Origin of the sequence: Cupriavidus sp. H39 (assembly GCF_050271075.1) — a bacterium.
Classification (GTDB): Bacteria; Pseudomonadota; Gammaproteobacteria; order Burkholderiales; family Burkholderiaceae; genus Cupriavidus; species Cupriavidus necator_B.
Window position 1 is genome coordinate 2,336,246 of the sequence record NZ_CP189846.1, and the last position, 21,279, is coordinate 2,357,524.

Annotated in this window: 22 protein-coding genes; 12 read left to right on the forward strand and 10 right to left on the reverse strand. The window is 69.7% G+C overall.

Translation table 11 applies throughout. The features are described from left to right. Positions 1 to 33: 33 nt before the first annotated feature. On the reverse strand, positions 34 to 663 hold the full coding sequence (locus ACOCMH_RS10995; protein ID WP_427307005.1) for a nuclear transport factor 2 family protein: 630 nt from the start codon (positions 661 to 663) through the stop codon (positions 34 to 36). A 275-nt stretch (positions 664 to 938) separates the two neighbouring features. Here ACOCMH_RS10995 and ACOCMH_RS11000 point away from each other — a divergent pair, with 275 nt between their 5' ends. After that, complete coding sequence (locus ACOCMH_RS11000) at positions 939 to 1,841, forward strand: LysR family transcriptional regulator (RefSeq protein ID WP_427307006.1); 903 nt, start codon at positions 939 to 941, stop codon at positions 1,839 to 1,841. Between the two features lie 49 nt (positions 1,842 to 1,890). Here the strand turns inward: ACOCMH_RS11000 and ACOCMH_RS11005 are convergent, their stop codons facing one another. From ACOCMH_RS11005 to ACOCMH_RS11025, 5 genes are all read right to left on the reverse strand, one after another. Further along, complete coding sequence (locus ACOCMH_RS11005) at positions 1,891 to 2,850, reverse strand: Csu type fimbrial protein (RefSeq protein ID WP_427307007.1); 960 nt, start codon at positions 2,848 to 2,850, stop codon at positions 1,891 to 1,893. Continuing rightward, positions 2,847 to 5,243: a fimbria/pilus outer membrane usher protein gene (locus tag ACOCMH_RS11010; RefSeq protein ID WP_427307008.1), complete on the reverse strand. Its 2,397-nt coding sequence runs from the start codon at positions 5,241 to 5,243 to the stop codon at positions 2,847 to 2,849. The genes ACOCMH_RS11005 and ACOCMH_RS11010 overlap by 4 nt, the downstream gene beginning before the upstream one ends. 14 nt (positions 5,244 to 5,257) lie before the next feature. Then, on the reverse strand, positions 5,258 to 6,046 hold the full coding sequence (locus tag ACOCMH_RS11015; protein WP_427307009.1) for a fimbrial biogenesis chaperone: 789 nt from the start codon (positions 6,044 to 6,046) through the stop codon (positions 5,258 to 5,260). A gap of 13 nt (positions 6,047 to 6,059) precedes the next feature. Next, positions 6,060 to 6,506, reverse strand: coding sequence for a Csu type fimbrial protein (locus ACOCMH_RS11020; protein ID WP_427308434.1), 447 nt, complete (start codon positions 6,504 to 6,506; stop codon positions 6,060 to 6,062). 151 nt (positions 6,507 to 6,657) lie between these two features. Further along, entirely contained in the window at positions 6,658 to 6,909 is a 252-nt protein-coding gene (locus tag ACOCMH_RS11025) for a hypothetical protein (protein WP_427307010.1), read from the reverse strand. 155 nt (positions 6,910 to 7,064) lie between these two features. On the opposite strand from ACOCMH_RS11025, the gene ACOCMH_RS11030 reads away from it, so the two are divergent. Then, positions 7,065 to 7,337, forward strand: coding sequence for a hypothetical protein (locus ACOCMH_RS11030; protein WP_116358270.1), 273 nt, complete (start codon positions 7,065 to 7,067; stop codon positions 7,335 to 7,337). A gap of 59 nt (positions 7,338 to 7,396) precedes the next feature. Then, positions 7,397 to 8,221, forward strand: a complete 825-nt coding sequence (locus ACOCMH_RS11035) for an SDR family NAD(P)-dependent oxidoreductase (protein WP_427307011.1) — start codon at positions 7,397 to 7,399, stop codon at positions 8,219 to 8,221. A gap of 7 nt (positions 8,222 to 8,228) precedes the next feature. Here the strand turns inward: ACOCMH_RS11035 and ACOCMH_RS11040 are convergent, their stop codons facing one another. Beyond that, the gene (locus ACOCMH_RS11040; RefSeq protein ID WP_427307012.1) at positions 8,229 to 9,044 is read right to left on the reverse strand and encodes a BON domain-containing protein; all 816 of its coding nucleotides are present in this window, start codon (positions 9,042 to 9,044) and stop codon (positions 8,229 to 8,231) included. Positions 9,045 to 9,228: 184 nt separating this feature from the next. Then, complete coding sequence (locus ACOCMH_RS11045) at positions 9,229 to 9,432, reverse strand: hypothetical protein (protein ID WP_174077803.1); 204 nt, start codon at positions 9,430 to 9,432, stop codon at positions 9,229 to 9,231. Positions 9,433 to 9,834: 402 nt separating this feature from the next. Here ACOCMH_RS11045 and flhC point away from each other — a divergent pair, with 402 nt between their 5' ends. From flhC to ACOCMH_RS11060, 3 genes are all read left to right on the forward strand, one after another. After that, positions 9,835 to 10,452, forward strand: a complete 618-nt coding sequence (gene flhC / locus ACOCMH_RS11050) for a flagellar transcriptional regulator FlhC (RefSeq protein ID WP_427307013.1) — start codon at positions 9,835 to 9,837, stop codon at positions 10,450 to 10,452. Positions 10,453 to 10,565: 113 nt separating this feature from the next. Beyond that, positions 10,566 to 10,952: a hypothetical protein gene (locus ACOCMH_RS11055; protein ID WP_427307014.1), complete on the forward strand. Its 387-nt coding sequence runs from the start codon at positions 10,566 to 10,568 to the stop codon at positions 10,950 to 10,952. A 435-nt stretch (positions 10,953 to 11,387) separates the two neighbouring features. Beyond that, positions 11,388 to 12,266 (forward strand): lipid A biosynthesis lauroyl acyltransferase, encoded by an 879-nt coding sequence (locus ACOCMH_RS11060; RefSeq protein WP_427307015.1) that lies wholly within the window; start codon positions 11,388 to 11,390, stop codon positions 12,264 to 12,266. A 6-nt stretch (positions 12,267 to 12,272) separates the two neighbouring features. Here ACOCMH_RS11060 and ACOCMH_RS11065 read toward each other — a convergent pair whose 3' ends face one another. Further along, on the reverse strand, positions 12,273 to 13,109 hold the full coding sequence (locus ACOCMH_RS11065) for an IclR family transcriptional regulator (RefSeq protein ID WP_427307016.1): 837 nt from the start codon (positions 13,107 to 13,109) through the stop codon (positions 12,273 to 12,275). Positions 13,110 to 13,217: 108 nt separating this feature from the next. Between ACOCMH_RS11065 and ACOCMH_RS11070 the strand changes: the two genes are divergently transcribed. From ACOCMH_RS11070 to ACOCMH_RS11085, 4 genes are all read left to right on the forward strand, one after another. Continuing rightward, positions 13,218 to 13,988 carry an enoyl-CoA hydratase/isomerase family protein gene (locus ACOCMH_RS11070; protein ID WP_427307017.1) on the forward strand — a complete coding sequence of 257 codons (771 nt, stop codon included), beginning with the start codon at positions 13,218 to 13,220 and terminating at the stop codon, positions 13,986 to 13,988. 13 nt (positions 13,989 to 14,001) lie between these two features. Beyond that, positions 14,002 to 15,192 carry a CaiB/BaiF CoA transferase family protein gene (locus ACOCMH_RS11075; RefSeq protein ID WP_427307018.1) on the forward strand — a complete coding sequence of 397 codons (1,191 nt, stop codon included), beginning with the start codon at positions 14,002 to 14,004 and terminating at the stop codon, positions 15,190 to 15,192. A 20-nt stretch (positions 15,193 to 15,212) separates the two neighbouring features. Next, complete coding sequence (locus ACOCMH_RS11080; RefSeq protein WP_427307019.1) at positions 15,213 to 16,379, forward strand: acyl-CoA dehydrogenase family protein; 1,167 nt, start codon at positions 15,213 to 15,215, stop codon at positions 16,377 to 16,379. A 66-nt stretch (positions 16,380 to 16,445) separates the two neighbouring features. Beyond that, on the forward strand, positions 16,446 to 17,444 hold the full coding sequence (locus tag ACOCMH_RS11085) for a Bug family tripartite tricarboxylate transporter substrate binding protein (RefSeq protein ID WP_427307020.1): 999 nt from the start codon (positions 16,446 to 16,448) through the stop codon (positions 17,442 to 17,444). Positions 17,445 to 17,448: 4 nt separating this feature from the next. Here ACOCMH_RS11085 and ACOCMH_RS11090 read toward each other — a convergent pair whose 3' ends face one another. After that, positions 17,449 to 18,348, reverse strand: coding sequence for a LysR family transcriptional regulator (locus ACOCMH_RS11090; protein WP_427307021.1), 900 nt, complete (start codon positions 18,346 to 18,348; stop codon positions 17,449 to 17,451). A 134-nt stretch (positions 18,349 to 18,482) separates the two neighbouring features. Here ACOCMH_RS11090 and ACOCMH_RS11095 point away from each other — a divergent pair, with 134 nt between their 5' ends. Then, a complete protein-coding gene (locus tag ACOCMH_RS11095) occupies positions 18,483 to 20,036 on the forward strand; it encodes an acyl-CoA synthetase (protein WP_427307022.1) in 1,554 nt (517 codons plus the stop codon). Positions 20,037 to 20,063: 27 nt separating this feature from the next. Continuing rightward, positions 20,064 to 21,245, forward strand: coding sequence for an acyl-CoA dehydrogenase family protein (locus ACOCMH_RS11100; RefSeq protein ID WP_427307023.1), 1,182 nt, complete (start codon positions 20,064 to 20,066; stop codon positions 21,243 to 21,245). Positions 21,246 to 21,279 lie beyond the last annotated feature (34 nt).

Consider the following 21,279-nt stretch of genomic DNA (forward strand, 5'->3'; position numbering starts at 1 on the left):
TGAGGCGCTCGGGTGCCGGTGGCACGCTCGCGCTTATTGGTGGCCGAACAGCGCGTACGACGGATCCGCCTTGCCCGCTTTCGGCAGGACTTCGTAGCGCTTCTTGACGTCCTCAGCCGGGACGTAGCTGATGCGCCGGTAATCCGTTACCGTATGGCGGCTGTCGAGGGCCCATTTGCCTGCGCGGCGCGACCACGTGTCGAGGTAGCGCGAGTGCATCCAGCGCTCTTCATACTGGTCCTCGCGGCCCTCCTGCCTGACCAGCAAGGTCGCGGTTCCGGTCGATTCGCTCACGGCGCGGTCCCCATCCACCTCGATCAGGATGTTGCTGATGCGGTGATTGCTGCCAAGCATGTCGGTGTGGGCCTTGATCAGCCAGTCGACGTAGGCGGACCAGGACGGAAAGGCCCGCTTGCCGAACTGCATGCGGGCATCCGGGTGCGCGAGCGACAACAGCAGGTCGCGGTCCAGCCGGTCCAGCGCGCGCGGGTATTTGTAGATCAGCTCGGTAATGGCCTGCTTGCTGAGCAACGCGTCGAGCTGGGCGGCGGAGGCCGGCTGCGTGGTCTGCGCGTGCGCGGGTGCGCTGATCGCGCCCGCGGCGAGGCAGGCTGAGGCGGCCATCACCGCAATGAGCATCCGGCGGCGTAAGGTGTATTGCATTTAGCGTCTCCCGAGTGGCTTCCAGAAGGCGCGGCACGTGCTTGTGCGTGCCGTCTTCCCGCTGTATGGCATGCATTTCATCGGATCCCATGCCATTGAGCAAGCGATTAAATTTAATGGATTAATAGAAAATACTCGCCATTCGCAGCAGAGCGCCGCCGGCCGGGAAATCGGCATATGAACCCGTCGCCACCTGTGCGGGAGCCGGCTACAAAGGCCGCGGCTTAAGATATGCTGTGTCCATGATGGATCTCGCCCATTCATGAGGAAAACAGATGAACGTCACCCTGCGGCAATTGCGTGCCTTCGTGGAAGTGGCGCGCAGTGGCGGCTTCACCGCGGCCGCGCCCAAGCTCCATTTGACCCAATCGGCCACCAGCCTGCAGATCCGGGAACTTGAAGCGCAGCTCGGGCTGCAGCTGATCGACCGCTCGACGCGGCGGTTCGCGCTGACGGACGCGGGCAACGAGTTCCTGCTGAGCGCGGCGCGCATCGTCGCGGACGTCGAGCAGTCAGTAGCCGATACGCGTGAACTGGTGCACAAGCGGCGTGGGCGCATTACGGTGGCGACCACCCCGCTGCTGGCCTCCACGCTGTTGCCGCAATGCATCGCGCAGTTCCTCGACGCCTACCCGGCAATCACGGTACGGATTGCCGACCTGCCCCCGGAGCAGATCGCGCGCCGGGTTCTGAGCGGCGATGCGGATTTTGGCTTTGGCGTCTTTCCGGAAGCCGATGCGCAGTTCGACCGCACCTCCATGCTGCGGCATCCGCTCGGCGTGATGGTGCCCAGCACCTGGCCGCTGGCGGCACGGCGCCGCGAACCGGCGTGGTCGGACCTGCAAGGCCTGCCATTGATTGCCATGTCGCATGCGAGCGGCATGCGCGCGCTGATCGACCAGCACATGCGCGGGGCTGGCGTACAGGTGAACCCGCGCTTCGAGGTCGAGTACCTGGGCACAGCGGTGGGCCTGGCTGAAGCCGGCCTCGGGGTCGCCGTAGTGCCCGCCTATGTGGGCAAGCTGATGGGATCGCGGCGGGTGCGTTTCCGGCCCTTGCGCAATCCGGTGGTGCAGCGCCAGATTGAAGTCATCGTCAGGGCGGGCCGCTCACTGTCTCCCAGCGCGGCTGAGTTCCGCGACTACCTGGCGGCGCGTTGCCGGACCTTGGACGGCTGAGCCTGGGCGCGGCCATCGAAGGGCGTTGGCTGAATCGGCCGGGCTGGCCCTAGTAGGTGATCGTCACGGTGATCGTATCGGCATAGGCGCCCGCCACCGGCGTCGCCTGCGCCGGCACGCGGCCATAGACGGTGTAGGCCTGGCTGAGCCCGGTGCCGGTGCCGCTCTGCGTGGAGGTGCCGCCGGTGCCGTCACCCCACGGCAAGGCATAGGCGGCGTCCCGGTAAAGCTGGTAGGCCACCTGCTCGGTCCCGCCGGTGCGCTGCAGCCGCCGGCTGGCCACGCTGGCACCGGCCGACGTGCCCGCGCCCAGCGCAATGGTGTAGTTGCTGCCGTTGGTGCAGCGCGCGGTCAGCGTACCCGTGCCGGTGCGCGCGGCGGTCAGCGCGCCTGTAGTGCCGAAGTCCAGGTCGGTCGCCGTGATCACGCAATCCGGGATCACCGTCGCGCTGACCGTAAACGGAAACCGCGTCACCGGCGACGTGACCGTGGTGCAACTGGGCGCCACCAGCGCATAGCCGGCGTAGTTCATCTCGGTATGCGCACCGCCGAAGCTGGATTGGTAAGTCCCCGCGCTGAGCGTGGTCTGCCCGGCGGCGATGCGCCCGTAGACGTTCACCGTGGCGCTGCCCGCGCCCAGCAGCATCGGGATATCGACCTGGACGATGCTGGTCGAGGTGGCCGTGCGCGTGCCCCACGTCGGCGACATGGTGCTGGACGGCGACAGGTTGAAGTTCAGCAGCGCGGTGCCGTTGGCCAGCGTGCGCGGCGCATAGCCCGTGCCGGAGCCGCCGGCGCCGATGCTCAGGCATACCCGCGCGTTGGACAGGACGAAGCCGGTGCAGGAAATCGAGATCGTGCTGGTGGCATTGACCTCCGCGGCGACCACCGGGCTGATATTGCCGAAGTTGAGCGCCGCCGCGGTGGCGGTGCAGGTTTGCGCGAGAGCGGTGCCGCCACAGGCGAGCATGGGTGGCAGCAGCCATGCCGCCCTCATCGCCGCCTTCATCGCTGCGCTCCGCGGCACGTGATGCGGCCCAGCGACGGGATCGGGCCCGCCGGCGCGGCGGGATAGGCAAAACTGGCGGTGCAGCGCCGCTGCGGCTCGCCGGCGACCAGGTGGTTGTGCGCCGCCAGGTTGTCGAAGAACACCATGCCGTCGTAGCCGACCACCGAGGTGGCGCCCGACTCCACGTGCATGACCGGCGTGCCCGCGGCGACGGGCTCCCCGGCGTCCGTCACCAGCGACAGTTGCGCGCCGCGGAAGCGTTCCACCCGGAAGCGCGCCAGCGCGCCGGCGTGCCATGACGGCACCACGTACTGCGACGGCTTGTCGAGGCGCGCGTCGGCAGGCAGCACCAGCGGGTCGATGGCAATGCGGTTGGCCTGGTAGGGCATCAGGTCTGGCACCAGGTAGTGGCCGTTGCCATCGGTGGCGCCGATGCGGCGGTTTTCCACCAGCACCGGCACGCCGGACATGCCGGTGGACACCAGCGCGAAGCTCTCGTTGATTCGCCGCGCGGGCAGAACGGCGCCGTCCATCACCACCACCGAACCGGTCACGTCGATGGCGCCGGTGACGTCGCGCTCGTTCGACTGGGCCGCCGCGAACATTTCGCCATAGCGGCCGCGGTAGCGCGCCTGCGCCAGGTAGCGGCGCGCGCCGTCGGTCTGGCTGGCCTGCGCCTGCCAGCCCCAGCCGCCCTCGTAGGGCGTGCTTTGCGATGCGCTGGCGTACAGGCTGGCCTTGCCGCCATCCACGCCCGCCGCGACGCTGGCGGAGGTATCGTGCCCCAGCACGGCTGTCAGCGTCACCAGTGCGCCGGACCCGCCACTGCCGGCAAAATCCTTGTACGCGCTGAGATTGACCGAGTAGCGGCCCCCAAGCTGTGCGGTGTATGCCACCGAACCGATCTTCGAGCCGCCTAGCTGCGCATCGTCGAACTGCACGTAGCTGAGCGCCAGGCTGCCGTTGCGCGCCATCGGCCACGACAGCGTGGCGCGGTACAGGCCATCCGGATACGGCGCGCCGCTGCGCGCGGCCAGGTCCTGGTAGTTGGCCGCCGTGCGTATGCCCTGCAGGTCCACGGTGATGGCCGGCGTGCGCAGCTGGTAGCCGAGCGAGAACAGCGCGCCGCGTTCGCGCCCCGCGCCCAGCGACGCCGCCGCGCTGAACACGCCGAAGCCGCCGGCGCTGGCCAGCACGCCCCCGCCAACGGTGTAAGTGCCGGGCATGGCTTCGGCATGGCCTTCCAGCGTCAGGGTCTCGCTGAGCCCGTGGCGCACCGAGGCGCTGCCGGCCGGCTGCCGCCCGTAGCCCGCCGAGCGCAGGCCATAGTCCTCGCGCAAGAAGCCGGCCTCCACCGAGAAGTCGGTCAGGCCGGCCGCGAGCAGGCGCGTATCGATATACAGCGGGATGGTGGTCGAGATATCGCGCCCGAGCGCGTCGCGCACCACGATCACCGCCTGGCCGGCGCCGTTGACGGCGGGCGTGTTGTTCAGCACGAACGGTCCGGACGGCACCTCGCCGCTGTACTGGCGCACATTGTTGACGTAGAGGTCGACCGCGCTGGGCACCGCCGCCGACGCACCCAGCAGCGGCACCGGATACGTCACCAGGTCCGGCCGCACCGTGAAGTTGCGGCGGTACTGCAGCCCGCCCAGCCGCAGGGCGCGCGACCAGTTCAGCGCGCCAGAGATGGCGTCACCCACCTGCACGGAAGAGAGCGTCGCGGCATTGGTGTAGGTCCACGCGGTATCAAGCCGGACATAGCGGTCCTGCGCCTCGCTCCAGGTGGCCACGCCGCTGTTGGACAGCACGCCCTGGCCGTGGAACACGCGCTGTTCGCTGTAGAGCCCCAGATGGCGCCCGCGGCCAGTCTCGCCGTAGAGGTCGTAGCTGAACACCAGCCCGGTGCCGCCGGAAAGCCGCGCCTCGGGCCGCGCCAGCGTGCCGACGATGGCCGGCGCCAGCAGCGCATCGGGCGCGTCGAGCGCGGCTTCCTGGCTGGACTGGCGGTAGCTGACGCGCAGCCCCGGGATGGCGTCGAGCCAGACCAGGCCATGGCGGTCAAGGGGCAGCACCTCCGCGCGCAGGCCGATCTGGCGCAGTTCCTCAGGCGTGGTGGCGAGCATGCCGTCGCGCAGTTCGAAGCGCGCCACCAATCCGCGCGGCACGCCGTTCAGGGTCACGGCAAGGTAGACCACCTGTGTCCCCGGCCCCGCCACGGCAATGTCCGGGCCCGGACCCGGGCCCGGGACCTGGAGCGGCGCGGCGAGCCGCGGCGCATCGGGCGCGGGCGGCTGTGCCAGCCCGTGGGGCGACGCCAGCAGCAGGCATGCGCCCTGCCAGGCGACGCGGCGCCAGCCGCGCGCCGCCGCCGGCACGGGCCTGCCGGCCATGCGCATGATTTCCCTCACGAACCGCCGCGCCGCGCATCTCCACCTGTATCCAGCGGCAGTTGCACCGGATCGCCATTGACGACGGCGCGCACGGTGATGGCACCCGGCCGGCCCGGCGCGCGCGTGGCCAGCCGCTGTATCTGCGCGGTCAGCGCGCTGTCCAGCCGCCATGAGCGCCCGCTGTTGCGCAGCGCATAGCCCAGCAACCCGGGCGCCAGCGTCACGGCGTGGCCGTCGGCCGTGCTCAGCTGCACCTGGCTGATCTGCGCGTGCATGCGCCCGGTGTTGCGGGCCGACAGCACCCACGTGTCCTGGTCGCGCACCAGCGCAAATTGCAGCGGCGGGCGGGGGGCATTGGCGGGCGTGCCGGCGAACACCGGCACGGAATAGCGCAATTGCACCCGCACACCGGTGGTGGCCGGTGCGTCAGCCGCGCCGGTCGCGTCGGGCAGTTCGTCGATCAGCAGCCGGTAAGTGGTTTCGCCATCGGCCGCCGTGGTGCCTGGCCGCACGATGCGCACCAGCTGTTCGTCGCCCGCGGCAATGCGCACCAGCGGCGGACTGGCCACGGCTTCGGTGGTGGCTTCCAGCACGTCGTCGCCATCGCGCTGCTGCCACCGGAACACGCGCACCTGGGCATGGATCGGGGTATCGCCGCGGTTGCGCAGCGTCAGTGCCGCGGCGCCGGGGCCGGCGGGCAGGTCGGCGCGGATGGGGGTGATCTGCAGCGACGCCGCGGACACGGCGCCAGCCGGCACGCCCAGCGCGAGTGCCGCGGCAAGCCACCAGGCCCGCGCTGGCAAACGGGGCGCCATCCTAGAAGGTGATGGTGGCTGTGACGGTGGAGGTATAGGCGCCGGCCGCCGGCGTAGTCTGCGGCGGCACGCGGCCGTACACCGGGATGGTCTGCGCGGTGCCGTTGCCGGTGCCGCTGATGGTATCGGTGGCCGGCGTGTTGCCCCACACCTGCCCGCGCGCCGAATCCCGGTACAGCTGATAGCGCACCGTGGCGGCGGCCGGCCCGATCAGCAGGCGGCTGGCAATGGTGGAACCCGTAGCGCTGCCGGCGTCCAGTCCAACGGTGTAGGCGGCGCCGCTGGTGCAGGTGACGGTCAGATTGCTGGACTGGTCGATGTTCGCGGCCAGCACGCCCTGCGAGCCGAAATCCAGGTCGGTCGCGCTGATGGCGCAGTCATTGGCGAGCGTCAGACGTACCTGGAAGGTAGTGGTCTTGGTCGCCGCGCCCAGGCCCAGCGGGAGCATGGCACTGAGGGCGCACGCAACGCCGCGCAGGATAGCGGTGTGTCGCATGTGGAGTTCTCGGTGTTCTTCTTATGCGGAAGTCTAGGTACGCCGAGTGCATTGCTGCAAACATGTTTCACAAATGTTACATTTTTGGTGAATTTAAAGCAGATTAAAAAAAGACTTCAAGCATCGTCAAGGGTCGACCCGCAGGCGTCGTGGTCAGGCCGCCAACCGCCTGGATGCGATAGGGCGAACGCAATGCACAGTTGACATGAAGGGTGGAGGCCTGGATCACCGTGCAGGCCTCCACCACTTGCAGCCGTACCCGGAACTGCTCCGCCGTGGCAGCCTTGGCGGCGGCGGCGTTTGCCGCTCCCAGCCACGCCGCCGCCATCAGTACCGTGTGAATGAACCTGTTCATCGCCCCGCCCCGTTAACTTCACCGGACCCTATATCGGCATCGGCTGGCCACTTTGAAGTATCGCGTCAATAAATCATGGTGGCACGCCGGGCGTGACGCAAGGCTCGGGAACGGGACTTGCACTTCCTTCACAGACTCGTTGCCAAGCCCTAGCCATGGAAGACCCCGAAATCACCGCTTCAGAAGCCCGGCGCGATCCGCTTGCCGGCACGGCGCGCGGCCTGATGCGCGTGGTCGATGCGCTCACGCAGACCGCCCTGGTGGTCGCCACCGCCACCCTGGCATGGGTGCTGTGGCGACGCTCCGATGCCTACGCCTGGTTCGGCGGGCTCGGCCCCGGCACCGCGGTGACGCTGGCGGTGCTGGTCACGCTGGTGGCGCTGCTGGGCGTATGGATGGGCGTGCGCACCTGGCGGCGCGTGGGGTGAGGCGTCGCTAAACCTTACAACGGCCCAGTAAAAACGGCCCACAACCCCAAGGAGATTCGGTGGCTGACACTGCGCTTCGCCATACCCGCCCGCTTGCCGTCGTCACCGGCGCGTCCTCCGGCATCGGCTACGAACTGGCTCGTTGCTGCGTGCGCCGCGGCTTTGACGTGGTGATTGCCGCCGACGAACCGCAAATCGACATCGCAGCAAAGCAGCTACGCAACGAAGGCACCGAGGTGACAGCGCTGATGGCAGACCTGTCGACGCCCGGCGGCGTGGAGCAGGTCTGCGCCGCGCTGGGCGGCCGCCGCGTCGACGTGCTGTGCGCCAACGCCGGCCGCGGCCTCGGCCATGCCTTCCTGGACCAGGACTTCACGGAAATCCAGCGCGTGGTGGAGACCAACGTGACCGGCACCTTGCACCTGCTGCACCGGGTTGGCCACATCATGCGCGCGCAGCGCGAGGGGCGCGTCCTGATCACGGGCTCGATCGCCGGCTTCGTCCCGGGCACCTGCCAGGCCGTGTACAACGCGACCAAGGCCTTCCTCGACTCCTTTTCCTATGCGCTGCGGCATGAACTGCAGGACAGCGGCGTGTCTGTCACCTGCCTGATGCCGGGTGCCACGGAAACCGATTTCTTCGAACGCGCGGATCTGCTCGATACCCGGCTCGGCCAGCAGAAAAAGGCCGATCCCGCCGAGGTGGCGCGGATCGGCTTCGATGCCATGATGCGCGGCGAGGGCGAGGTGGTGCCGGGCTGGCAGAACAAGCTGCGCGCCGCCATTGCCATGGTCACGCCCGCGGACGTGCTGGCCGAGCGTCACCGCCGCCTGGCCGAGCCGCAGCCCGCCGAGGCGCCGGCGGGCGCGCCGCCGGCGCCATAGCGCTGCGTCAGCCCACGCGCGTGGTGCCGCCAGTCGTGTCGCGGCCGGCACCAGGCCCGCCGCTGCCGGTTTCCATGCCGCCGCCATAGCTGCTGGCGCTGGACCCGGTGGCGCTGCCGGAACTGCTGACGCCGCTGACATGCCCCTGGCCGGACTGCCCGGGCTGCGCGGACTGCGCCCCAGACTGCGCGCCTTCCGTGATGCCCGACACGCCGAACGCGCCTGGCGCCCCCAGGCGCACCGCGTTATGGATCTCCTGCACGCCAAAGACATCGTCAACGATGTCCTCGATACAGTACTTCTGGCGCCGGTCGCGCACGTTGCCGGTCAGGCGCACCACGCCGCCCTGCACTTCGACTTCCACGTCGCGCACATCCACATGGCGCGCATGCGCAAGCCGTTCGCAGATGTCTTCGCGGATGCGCTCGTCGCTGCGCTGGTAGCCCTTGGGCCCGACACGGTCGCGCCCGCGGGGCGCCGTGCGCGCGGCCCCGGCGCGGCTGTCGCCCCATTCGTCGCGGACCTCGCTGCCGCGGCGCCAGGCTTCGTCTTCTTCCCACGGCGGGCGCTGGTCGGATGATTCCCAGACCCGCTGCGCCGGGCTGGCGCGGCCGCCGTAGTAGCCGGGCTCGCGCGCGCCGCTGTCATGCCGCTGGCGCCCTTCGTAGCGGCCCTCGCCGTAGTCGCGCGCGGGGCCGCCGCGCTGGCCATAGCGCCCCTCACCGTAGCCGCGCGGGTCGTCGCCGCGGCTGCGGCGCGGTTCATCGGCGTCGCGATCCTCGCGCCACCAGGAGCCGCCGCCTTCATTTCGGAATGGATGCATCGCTGTCTCCAGGAGGTTGAAGTTCCCGCGCGGCCTTGCCGGCCGCGCAGCCGTCAGCGGGGCGCAACCTCCATACCATTGGCCGGCATGGCCGTCGGCACGCATGGCGCGGGCCCCGCACCAAAGCAAAAGCGGGCGCCATCGGTCGAGGCGCCCACCGTTGTGAGGCAATCGGGTTGCCGCGTCAGGCGGCCAGGGGGGTGAGGCCGTGCGGGGCATCGTCCTCGTCTTCGTCCACAATCAGCACGACACCGCGCCGTTTGGCCGCGGCCATGCCGATGTTGACAGCGACGTCGCGGTCGTCGCAGTGAACCAGGCCCTTGCGCGCGCTTTCGACCGTCAGCTCCCAGCCTTGCGCGGTCTGCCTGATCAGGAAGTTTGCAGCCATGGGTTGCTCCCTGTCATTGGTGTTCTTGCAGCGTAGCGCATGGGCAGAGCCGTTAAATCGGCGTCTGTCCGATACCGTGTGGGCGCTTCTCCTACAGCCCGCGCATGGCGCCACGGCGCCATCCCGGCGCACCGGGCGGGCACTGACAAAATGCGCCAACAGTGATCACGACAATCCGGATCAGTCGATCGTGGAAATGCGATTGTTGACCAAGATCACGGATATAGCGGGGGCCCCGATCCAAGAATCTTCCCCTATTACGAAAAACCCGACCCCGGGCATCGATGCGGACCGCACCGCACCGTGACACGCCCGGCCAGGACCATCGGAGACAGGGACGGACCGCGCCCATGGTCACACGACTTTGCCGGTCCCCGGCTCCATTCCTGCCACGAGGAGACCATGGACATACGCCCTCTCGCCGCCCTCAGCGGCCCCGCTGCGCCGGCTTCGCGCCGGTTGCCCGCACCCGCTGCCCGGAGCGTGGTGCATGACATGGAGCAGACCCGGCTGGCCATCGAGATGATCGGGCTGGGCGCGCGGCTGCAGGTGCTGGAAGCAGAGGTATCGCTGCCGCGCGTGCGGCTGGTCCGCCTGTACAAGGAGCTTTGCGGGGTGTCGCCGCCCAAGGGCATGCTGCCGTTCTCGACCGACTGGTTCGTGACCTGGCGCCCCAACGCCCATGCTTCGATGCTGCTCGGCGCCTACCGCTTCATGACCCGTGCCGGCCACCTGAACGGGATTCGCGCCACCCTGGCCAGCTTCCGCATGTATCGCGAGCATCTGTGCGTCACGGGCGAGGCCCCGCAACTCAGCTTCACCCGCGCCTGGATGCTGGTTCGCTTCTATGAGCGCGGCATGCTGCAACTGGCGCGCTGCCAATGCTGCCGCGGCGAGTTCGTGGTGCGCGCCCACGATGGGCGCCAGCGCTACACCTGCGGGCTGTGCCTGCCGCCGGCGCGCGCGGGCAAGGGCCGCAAACCCGGGCCGACTGGCCACGGCGTGACGGCTGGCGCATGAGCACCCGGCCTGCCTTCTCTCCATTGTCTGCTGGCGCACAGTCCGGCCTCTCCCGCCCTTCCATCATGAATACACCCGAACACCCCGCCCCCGGCGCTCCCGGAGCCTCGCCCATGTTCAAGATCCCCATGCTCGGCAAGATGCTGGGCAGCTCAGCGCCCGACCCCGGCGGCCAGGCTCGCGGCACCGCGCCGCCGGCTGCGCCCGGCACTCCGTCCGGCGCTGCGCGCCAGGGCATGCCGGAACAGCTGGCGCAGAACCTCAAGACCCAGGGCGACGCCATGATCCAGTACGGCGCGCGGCTGCTGGTGATGCGCGAAATGCTGTGCGCCATGGCCGTGGCGCTGCCGCCCGATGCGCGGGCGAGTGCACAGCGGCAGTTCCGGCAGCGCATCGACCAGTTGCTGTCGCTGACCGATGACCATGTGCTGCCGGCCGAATTCCACACCGCGCTGCTGGCGGAGGTCAACTATTACCTCAACGAACTGAGGCAACGCTGACGGCACCGCGGCCGGCGCGACGCCTGGCCCGCGTTTTCGCCGGCGGGCGCGCCGCGCCGGCGGATATCCCACTCCGCGTTTTCCGCTGCGGCCCGGGTAGCCGGTTTGATACGGGTCGTAACGGCCATGCCAGGGCCGCTGCCATCGTGCTACAGTGCGCCCTCAGCACAAGGCTGCGCAGCGGCGCATAGCGCACCCCAGGACGCCCGGACCGCGGGCGCCGCACGGGATGGCGCTCCCGCATTTCCGTCCGGCTTTGTCACCCCGACGCGCACACGGTGCGCACCAGGCGCCGGGCATGTGCCGGGAGCCGGCCATCGCTCTTCGCGCCTTGCCGCGCGCTTGCCGTTCGCCACCCGCGTGGCGCCGAACCATCGCCGCGCAGCCGCCTGCCCGGGCCCGTCCCGAGCGCCGCTGCCGACTTCCAGGATCTTCATGACGCACCGGCTCCAGGCTGCGCTGACCATCGCCGCCTTCAAGCTCTTTGCCGCCTTGCCGTACGGCGTAACCGCCCGCCTGGGCGACGCCATCGGCAAGCTGCTGTACCGCATCCCCAGCCGCCGCCGCCGCATCGTCCATACCAACCTGGCGCTGTGCTTCCCGGACATGGACCCAGCCCGGCGCGAGCAGCTGGCGCGGGACCACTTCGGCCATGTCCTGCGCAGCTACCTGGAGCGCGGTGTGCAGTGGTTCGGCAGTGCCAAGCGCCTCGGCAAGCTGGTCGAGCTGGATTCGCGCATCGACCTCGCCTCGTGCGCCGAGCATCCGACCATCTTCATGGGGTTTCATTTCGTCGGCATCGAGGCCGGCTGCATGTTCTATTCGATGCGCCACCCGGTGGCGTCGCTGTATACGCGCATGTCCAGCCCGCTGCTGGAGCAGATCTCGCGTACCCAGCGCGGGCGCTTTGGCGCCGAGATGATCCCGCGCAACGGCAGCGGCAAGCAGGTGGTGCGCACGCTGCGCGCCGGCTGCCCGGTGATGCTGGCGGCGGACATGGACTTTGGCATCAACGATTCGGTGTTCGTGCCGTTCTTCGGCGTGCCGGCGTGCACGCTGACCTCGGCCTCGCGCCTGGCCAGCCTGACCGGCGCGCGCGTGGTGCCCTTCACCACCGAGGTGCTGCCCAATTACCGCGGCTACCGCCTGCGCGTGTTCGACCCGCTGGAAGGCTTTCCTTCCGGCAGCGTCGAAGAGGATTCGCGCCGCATGAACGCCTTCCTGGAAACGCAGATCGCCACCATGCCGGAGCAGTATTACTGGATCCACCGGCGCTTCAAGCACCGCCCGGAAGGCATGCCGCCGGTGTACTGACACCGGTCAGCCCGCGGCGCGCCGCCAGGCCTGCTGGATCTCGGCCACCAGCCGCACCAGTTGCGCCGCATGGCGCGCATGGTCGCGGCGGCGCTCGGCCTCGTTGAACGGATAGCTGATATTGAGCCCGTACAGCTGCTGGTCCGGGCCTGAGAACGCCGCGCCCACGGCCAGCAGGTGCCCCGGCTGGTAGGCGGCGGTGCAATGGCCATGGCGCTGCGCCTGCGCGATGCCGCGCAGCACACGCGCCTGCATGGCGGGCCAGGCCGCGCCCTGGCGCGCGGCGATGCCGGCGAGCAGGTCGTTGCGCACCCCCTCCGGCTGCGCTGCCAGCCATGACAGGCCGATCGCCGTCAGCTCCATCGGCACGCGCGAGCCAGGCACCACGCGCCGCGTGCGCGACACACTGTCGCGGCTGTGCCGGATCGACGCCAGGTACACCATGTCCAGTTTGTCCCCTACCGCCAGCCCCACGTTGACCTTGCCCGCCTCGGCCACCTTGCGCATCAGCGGCAGCGCAATGTCCGGCGCGCGGCTGGACTGGTGGAAGGCATCCGCCAGGCTCAGCACCACCGGCGCCAGCCGGTAGGCGCGCTCGTTGATGTCGTAGCGCAGGAAGCCGGCATCGACCAGGGAGCGCGTCAGCCGGCTGACGGTGGGGCGCGGCAGGCCGGTGCGCGCAGCCAGTTCCGCATTGCTCAGGCTGGTGGTGCCGACGCGGAACGCGCGCAGCAGCACCAGCCCGCGCTCGAGCGACTGGCTGCCCGCGGTATCGCGGGTAAAGCGGCCGGTCTGGTGCGTCAGGCGTCGCGTGGAGGGCTGCGGCGGGATGGTGTCGGACATCGCCCCTCAATTTCGGTAAGTGAAATCCGAGTATAGCGGCGCGGCGGCGCGGCGCGAATACTGTGTGCACCCGGCCCCGAGCCGACCGAACAGAGAGGAGCGCCCCGCATGTCATCCGATGCCGAAATCCAGGTCAGCCGCCAGGGCCACGTGGCCCGCGTGGTCCTGTCCCGCCCGCCGCACAACTTTGTCGATGCCGAGGTGATGCGGCGCCTGGCCGATACCCTGCTGGCGCTGGACGACGACCACGGCTGCCGCGCCATCGTGCTGGAGTCGGGCGTGGGCGCGTTCTGCGCCGGTGCCGACTTCAGCGGCGCCGGCCAGGGCGAAGTCGCCAGCGACCCGGCCGGCTTCTACGTGCACGCGATGAAGCTGTACCGCAACCGCAAGCCCATCGTCGCCGCCGTCTCCGGCGCCGCCATCGGCGCCGGGCTGGGGCTGGCGCTGGTAGCCGATTTCCGCGTGACCTGCGCCGAGGCCCGCTTCAGCGCCAACTTCAACCGGCTCGGCTTCCATCCCGGCTTCGGCCTGAGCGTGACGCTGCCGCGCCTGGTGGGCGAGCAGCAGGCCGCGCTGCTGTTCTATACCGGCCGGCGCATCACCGGGGCCGAAGCGTTCAAGATCGGCCTGGCCGACGAACTGGTGGCCAAGGCCGAGGTCGACGCCCGCGCCATGGCCCTGGCGCAGGAGATCGCCGCATCCGCGCCGCTCGCCGTGGAAACCACGCGCGCCACGCTGCGCGAGGGGCTGGCCGACCGCATTGCCGAGATCAACCAGCGCGAGCTGGCGATCCAGCGCGGCCAGTTCCACAGCGAGGATTTCCGCGAGGGCGTGGCGGCCATGGCCGCGCGCCGCGCCCCGGTATTCCAGCGCCGTTGAAGGAGCGGTCCCGATGAGCGAACAAGACACCCGCACCACGCCGGCCGGCCCGCTGGACGGCATCCGCGTGCTCGACCTGACCGCGGTCGTGCTGGGCCCGCTGGCCACGCAGGTGCTGGCGGACTTCGGCGCCGACGTGATCAAGATCGAAGGGCCCGAGGGCGACCTGATGCGCGCCAACGGCGTCTCGCAGCACGCCGGCATGAGCTCGATCTACCTGGCGCTGAACCGCAACAAGCGCTCGGTCGTGCTCGACCTGAAGACCGCCGACGGCGCCGCGGCGCTGCGCGCGCTGATCGCCGGCGCCGACGTGCTGGTGCACAACATGCGCGTCGCCGCGATCGAGCGGCTGGGCTTTGGCTATGCCGAGGTGGCGCGCCTCAACCCGCGCATCGTCTACTGCATGGCCACCGGCTTTGGCCAGGACGGCCCGCATCGCGACAAACCTGCCTTCGACGACATCATCCAGGCCGGCTGCGGGCTGGTCGCGCTGGGTTCCGCCACCGGCGAGCGCCCGGAATACGTGCCCAGCCTGCTCGCCGACAAGACCACCGGGCTGGCGCTGGCCAATGCCGTGCTGGCTGCGCTGCTGTACCGCGAGCGCCACGGCGTGGGCCAGCTGGTCGAGGTGCCGATGCTGGAGACCATGACCGCCTTCGTAATGACGGAGCACCTGGGCGGCCTGACCTTCGAGCCGCCGCCCGCCGGCGCCGGCTACGCGCGCCTGTTGCAAGGCGGGCGCCGCCCCGCGCCCACCCGCGACGGCTGGATCTGCGCCCTGCCCTACACGGCGCGCCACTGGCAGGCCTTCTTCCGCGCGGTGGGCCGCGACGACCTGGCCGAGCGCTATGACGTGGCCGACCGCGCGCAGCGCAACGCCAATATCCGCGCGCTCTACGGCCACTTGGCCGAACTGACACCCGCGCGCACCACCGGCGCATGGATGCAGCTGTTCGAGTCGCTCGACATCCCCGCCACGCCCATCTATGGGCTGGACGCCCTGGTCGACCACCCGCACCTGCGCGCCGTCGGCCTGTTCCAGCAAACGCAGCATCCCACCGAGGGGCCCTTGCGCGAAGTGCGCCCGGCCGCGCGCTTCTCGGCCACGCCGCTGTCGCTGCGCCGCCATGCGCCGGCGCTGGGCGAGCACACCGCCGAGGTGCTGCAGGAACTGGGCCTCGCGCCGGATGCGCGCCAGTCATGACCAATCAGGAGGAGACACGCATGAACTTTGCACTCGACGAAGAACACCGGATGCTGAAGGACCTGGTCGCGCGCTTCGTGCGCGAGCAGCTGATCCCGCTGGAACCCACGGTGCTGGCGCGGGAAGCGGCCGGCGGGCAAATGACGCTGCTGCCGGAAGAGCAGGCGCGGCTCGATGCCATGTCGCGCGAGCTGGGCCTGTGGGGCCTGGATGCGCCGACCGAGCTGGGCGGCGCCGACCTGCCCACGGTGGCGATGGTCGGCGTCAACGAAGAACTGGGCAAGACCATCACTCCCTACGACCTGCCGCCCGATTCGCCCAACCTGCGCATGCTGATGCTGACCGCCAGCGAAGCGCAGCGCGAGCGCTATCTGGCGCCATATGCGCGCGGCGAGACCGTGTCGGCCATCGCCATCTCGGAGCCTGGCGCCGGCGGCGATCCGGCCATGATGACCACGCGCGCCGAGCGCGACGGCGACCACTGGGTGCTGAACGGCCGCAAGATCTGGATCAGCCGCGCGGCGCGCGCCGACTGGACCATCGTCATGGCCGTGACCGACAAGGCCCGCGGCGCGCGCGGCGGCATCTCGGCGTTTATCGTCGAGCGCGGCACGCCGGGCCTGCGGGTCGAGCGGCGCATCCCGATGATCGGCGGGGCCTCGACCTATGAAGTGGTACTGGAAGACTGCCGCATTCCGGCCACGCAGTTGCTGGGGGCCGAGGGCCAGGGCTTTGCGCCGATGCAGGCGCGGCTGTCGACGCGCCGGGTGCAGATGGCCGCCTGGTGCATTGGCCGGGCGCAGCGGGCGCTGGACATGATCTGCGAATACGCGCCGCAGCGCCAGACCTTCGGCGCGCCGCTGGCGCAGCGCCAGGCGATCCAGTGGTGGGTGGCCGACGCCGCCACGCGCATCCACGCCTGCCGCCTGATGACCTACGAGGCCGCCAGCCGCATCGACGCCGGCGACGAGGCCCGCACGCAGGTATCGATGATCAAGGTGTTCGCCACCGAGATGGCGTGGGACGTGATCGACCATGCCATGCAGACCTTCGGCGCGATGGGCATGACCAAGGAGCTGCCGCTACAGCAGATGGCCAACGAGACCCGGCTGATGCGCATCTACGAAGGCCCCAGCGAAGTCCATCGCTGGGTGATTGCCCGCGACCTGCTCGGACTGCGCCGCTGAGCCGCGGTTTCTTTTTTCCATGCACCGGCGGGCACACGCCGGGCCTTGTTCTGTCAGGAGACCACCATGCAACAGGCTTTCCGTTCCCGCCGCCGCTTCCTTCTGGCCGCGGCCGTGCTGTCGATGCTCGGCGCGGCCACGCCGCCGGCGGCGCGCGCGGCCGATGCCGATGCCTTTCCGGCGCGGCCGCTCCGCTTTATCGTGCCGTTCCCGTCGGGCAGCGGCACCGATACCACCGCGCGCATGTTCGCCAAGAAGATCGGCGAACTGACCGGCCAGGGCGTGGTGGTGGAGAACAAGCCCGGCGGCAACGGCTTTATCGGCGTGCAGACCGCGCTGAACGCGCCGCCCGACGGCTACACCGTCTTTATCGGCAGCAATTCCACGCTGTCGACCAATGCCGCCACCTTCCGCAAGCTGCCGTATGACCCGCTGACCGACTTCGCGCCAATCACGCTGCTGTCGCGCGGGCCGTGCGTGATCATCGTGCCGGCCGGCTCGCCCTACCGCACGCTGGCCGAGCTGCTGGAAGACGCGCGCAAGCGTCCGGGCGCGCTCAACTACGGCTCGGGCTCGATCTCCTACACGCTCTATTCCGAGTGGCTCAACGAACTGGCCCGGATCAAGACCACGGCGGTGCCGTACAAGGGCGCGGGCGATGCCATCAATGGCGTGATGGCCGCCAATGTCGACTTCGCCGTGGTCGATGCCACCGGCGCGATCGAACTGGCCCGCGGCGGCAAGGTGCGCGCGCTGGCCTACACCGCGCCGGTGCGCTCGCCGCTGCTGCCGGACGTGCCATCCATCGTCGAAGCCGGGCTGCCGGACTTCCTGGCCTACAACTGGGTGGCGGCGGCGGTCTCGGCCAAGACCCCGCCAGCAGTAGTGAAGCGGCTGCAGGACCTGTTCACGCAGGCCGGCAACGCGCCGGATGTGCGCGACTACTACACCCGACAGTCGACCAAATTGATCCTGTCGTCGCCGGCCGAGATGCGCCAGTACCAGAAGGACGAGATCCAGCGCGGGAAGCGGCTCGCGGCGGTGGCGAAGATTCCGCTGCAGTAGCCGCCTACGCCTGGCTGCTGTGCTCGCGCAGCAGCACCGTCAGGCGCTGCGCCAGCGGCGACAGGTAGGCGCCTTCGCGCGTAACCACGCCGATGCGCCGGCGCAGGTCCAGTTCCTCCACCCCCAGCGGCAGCACGCGCAGGCCACGCTGCATGGCGTCGCCGCTGGCATTGGCGATGCTGAGCATCTGCGTGCCCTGCATCAGCGCGAACAGCGAGGTGCTGCCGAAGTCGATCTCGATGCGCGGCTGCGGCTCCGGCAGGCCGCGCTGGCGGAACGCCGCGTCGACCTGCTGGCGCAGCGTGATATGGCCTTCGGGCAGCAGCCATTCCTGCTCGGCCAGGTCAGCCAGGCGCAGCTTGCGCCGCCGCAGCAGCGCGTGGCCCTCGTCGGCGACCACCACCAGCCGGTCGTCGAACAGCGGCTGCACCGCGAAGGTGGCCGCCAGCGCGCCCGACGGCGTGGGCGCCACCGCCATGTCCAGGTCGCCGGCGGCCAGCAAGTCCAGCAGATCACGCGCCAGCCGGCGGCGCAGCCGCAGCCGCGCCACGGGCCGCTCGCGCACCAGCTGCCGGCACGCGCCCAGCATCACATTGCCCGGGATCGACGGCGAATAGCCCACACGCAGGATGCCCTGCTCGCCGGTGCGGATGCCCAGCATCTCCTTGATGCCATCCTCGTACTCCAGCTGGATGCGCCGTGCGCGTTCCAGGAAGCGCGTACCGGCGTAGGTCGCCGTCATGCCGTTGGCGGTACGCTCGAACAGCGGCAGCCCCGCCTGACTTTCCACCCGCTGCACGGCCTTGGTCAGCGCCGGCTGGCTGATCCCCAGCGCCTCGGCGGCCCGGCCGATGCCGCCGTGCGCCGCCACGGCCAGGATGTATTCGATATCCCGCGTCTCCATGTCCTCGCATTCCCGACGGTTATGGCTTTATAGCCAATGCGTCATTGTGGTGATGCCCGCCATCTTACAGACTACAGCGTCAGAGCACACCACCAAGCGTGCGCCAGAATCAATCCAGCCTTCACGGAGACAGCATGGGTTTCGCGTATTTCCTGCGCCGCGCCGCGCGCTATTGGGGCGACCAGCCCGCCATCCTCTACCAGGACCAGGTGGTCACCTATCGCCAGCTGGATGAACGCTCCACGCGGCTGGCCAATGCCCTGCTGGCGCTGGGCCTGCGCCCCGGCGACCGCGTCGCGGTGCAGTCGCGCAACCGGCCCGAACTGGTCGAGCTGGAGTGCGCGCTGTACAAGGCGGGGCTGGTCAAGGCGGCGCTCAACCCGCGCTTCACCGCGGCCGAGGCCAGCGACGTGGTCGAGAACTGCACCCCGCGCGTGCTGATCGCCGGCCCGGGCTACACCGGCCACACCCGCACCACGGCAGGCTTCGGCAGCATCGAGACCTTTATCGCCATCGGCGAGGCCCCGGCCGGCTATGTCGAATACGAGGCGCTGCTGGCCAACGCCGGCACCACGCCGCCCGACATCACCCCCGCCGCCGACGACCTGGCCGTGCTGCACTTCTCGTCGGGCTCCACCGGCAAGATCAAGGCGGCCATGCAGAGCTACGGCAACCGCCTGGCGGCGCTGCGCAAGGTGGTGTCCGGCATGGACCGCCCCGCGCGCCCCGGCGACCGGCTGGCGCTGATCGGCCCGGTCACGCACGCCTCCGGCATGCTGATGCAGCCGTACCTGTATGTGGGCGCGACGCTGGTGCTGTTCGAGAAATTCGAGCCGGCGCACTTCCTGGCCGAGGTCGCGCGGCTGCGCATCACCCATGTCTTCATGGTGCCGGCCATGATCAACATGCTGCTGGCCGAGCCTACGCTGGCGCAGGCCGACCTGTCCAGCCTGAAGACGCTGGCCTACGGCGCCGCGCCGATGGCGCCGGCGCGCATCCGCGAGGCCTGGGAGCGCATCGGCCCGATCCTGTCGCAGGGCTATGGCGCCAGCGAATCGACCTCGGGCGTGACGCGGCTGTCAACCAACGACCATGCCGACGCCATCGCCAACCACCCTGAGCGCCTGGCCTCGTGCGGCCGCGCGCTGGGCGAGACCGAAGTGCGCGTGGTCGACGAGCACGGCAACGAAGTCGCCGTGGGCGAGATCGGCGAACTGGTGATCCGTGGCGAAGACGTGTTCCAGGGCTACTGGAACGAACCCGGCCTGACCAGCGAGACCCTGGTCGACGGCTGGCTGCATACCGGCGACATGGCGCGCGTGGACGAGGCCGGCTACCTGTACCTGGTCGACCGCAAGAAGGACATGATCATTTCCGGCGGCTTCAACGTCTATCCGACCGAGGTCGAGGCCGCGCTGTACCAGCACCCCGACGTGCTGGAAGCGTGCGTCATCAGCGTGCCGGACGAAACCTGGGGCGAAAGCGTCAAGGCCGTGGTAACGCTGCGCCCCGGGCGCGAGGCCACCGCGCAGCAGCTGATCGCGCACTGCCGCGAGCGCATCGCCGACTACAAGTCGCCGCGCACGGTGGACTTTGTCGCCGAGCTGCCCAAGAACGCCAGCGGCAAGCTGGCCCGCAAGGTCGTGCGCGAACGCTACTGGCAAGGCGTCGGGCGCCGCGTCAACTGAACCCGGAACCGGACCGAGGAAACCGCCATGTTCGATCACCTGACCAACCCCGTGCTGCTGGAAACCCGCGCCGGCATCCGCCGCTTTATCGACGAAGAGCTGCGCCCGCTCGAACACGAGCTGGGCCTGGGCTCGGAAGACCCGTGGCCGCGCGAGACCCTGCGCCAGGTCTGGCGCCGCTCCAGCGAGCTGGGCTTCTACGCCGCCTGCCTGCCCACCGCGCTGGGCGGCAAGGGCCTGAACATCCAGGAACAATGCGCGCTCAAGGCCGACCTGGCCGCCAGCGGCTCCACGCTGGCCGCGCACGTGCTGGGCGACCTGGGCGGGCCGCCGCGCGTGGGCAATATGCTGAAGTACGCCACCCCCGACCAGCTCGAGCGGTACTTCAAGCCCGTGATCCGCGGCGAGAAGTCGACCTGCTTCGCGCTGACGGAAACGCATTCCGGCTCCGACGCGCAAAGCATCAGGACCTCGGCCGTGGCCGATGGCGATGAGCTGGTGATCCACGGCGGCAAGCACTACATCAGCGGCGCGCCGTTCGCCGACTTTGCCATCGTCATGTGCGTGACCGACGCCACCGCCACGCCGCCGGCGATCACCGCGGTGCTGGTCGACCTGGACCTGCCCGGCGTGACCGTGACCAACGAGTACGTGCCGATGTCGGGCCAGCATATCGACGGCGACATCCGCTTCGACCATGTGCGCGTGCCGCGCGCCAACGTCTTTGGCGGCGAAGGCAACGGCTTCAAGCTGGGCATGTCGCGCATCAATGTCAACCGCCTGCTGCACTGCCCCAGCATGCTCGGGCTGGCCACCCGGGCCTATGAGTCGTCGCTCGAGTATGCCGGCCAGCGCCGCCAGTTCGGCGGCCCGATCGCGCGCTTCCAGGCGATCCAGCACATGCTGGCCGACATGGCCACGGCGCTGTGGGCCTGCGAAAGCATGATCGCGCATACCGCCGCGCTGGCCGATGCCGGCGCCGACCTGCGCATGAAGGCCGCGGCGTGCAAGCTCTTTGTCTCGGAGCGCTGCTTCGAGGTGGCGGACAAGGCCGTGCAGATCCACGGCAATGTCGGTGTCACGCGCGGGCATCCGGTGGAGCAGACCTTCCGCAAGCTGCGCATGTTCCGCATCTTCACCGGCACCAGCGAGATCCAGCGCAACACCATCGCGCGCGCTATCCTGGAACCGCTGCAGCAGAAAGGCTGACCGTGCCGGCGGCACGGTCGCCGCCGGCATTGGA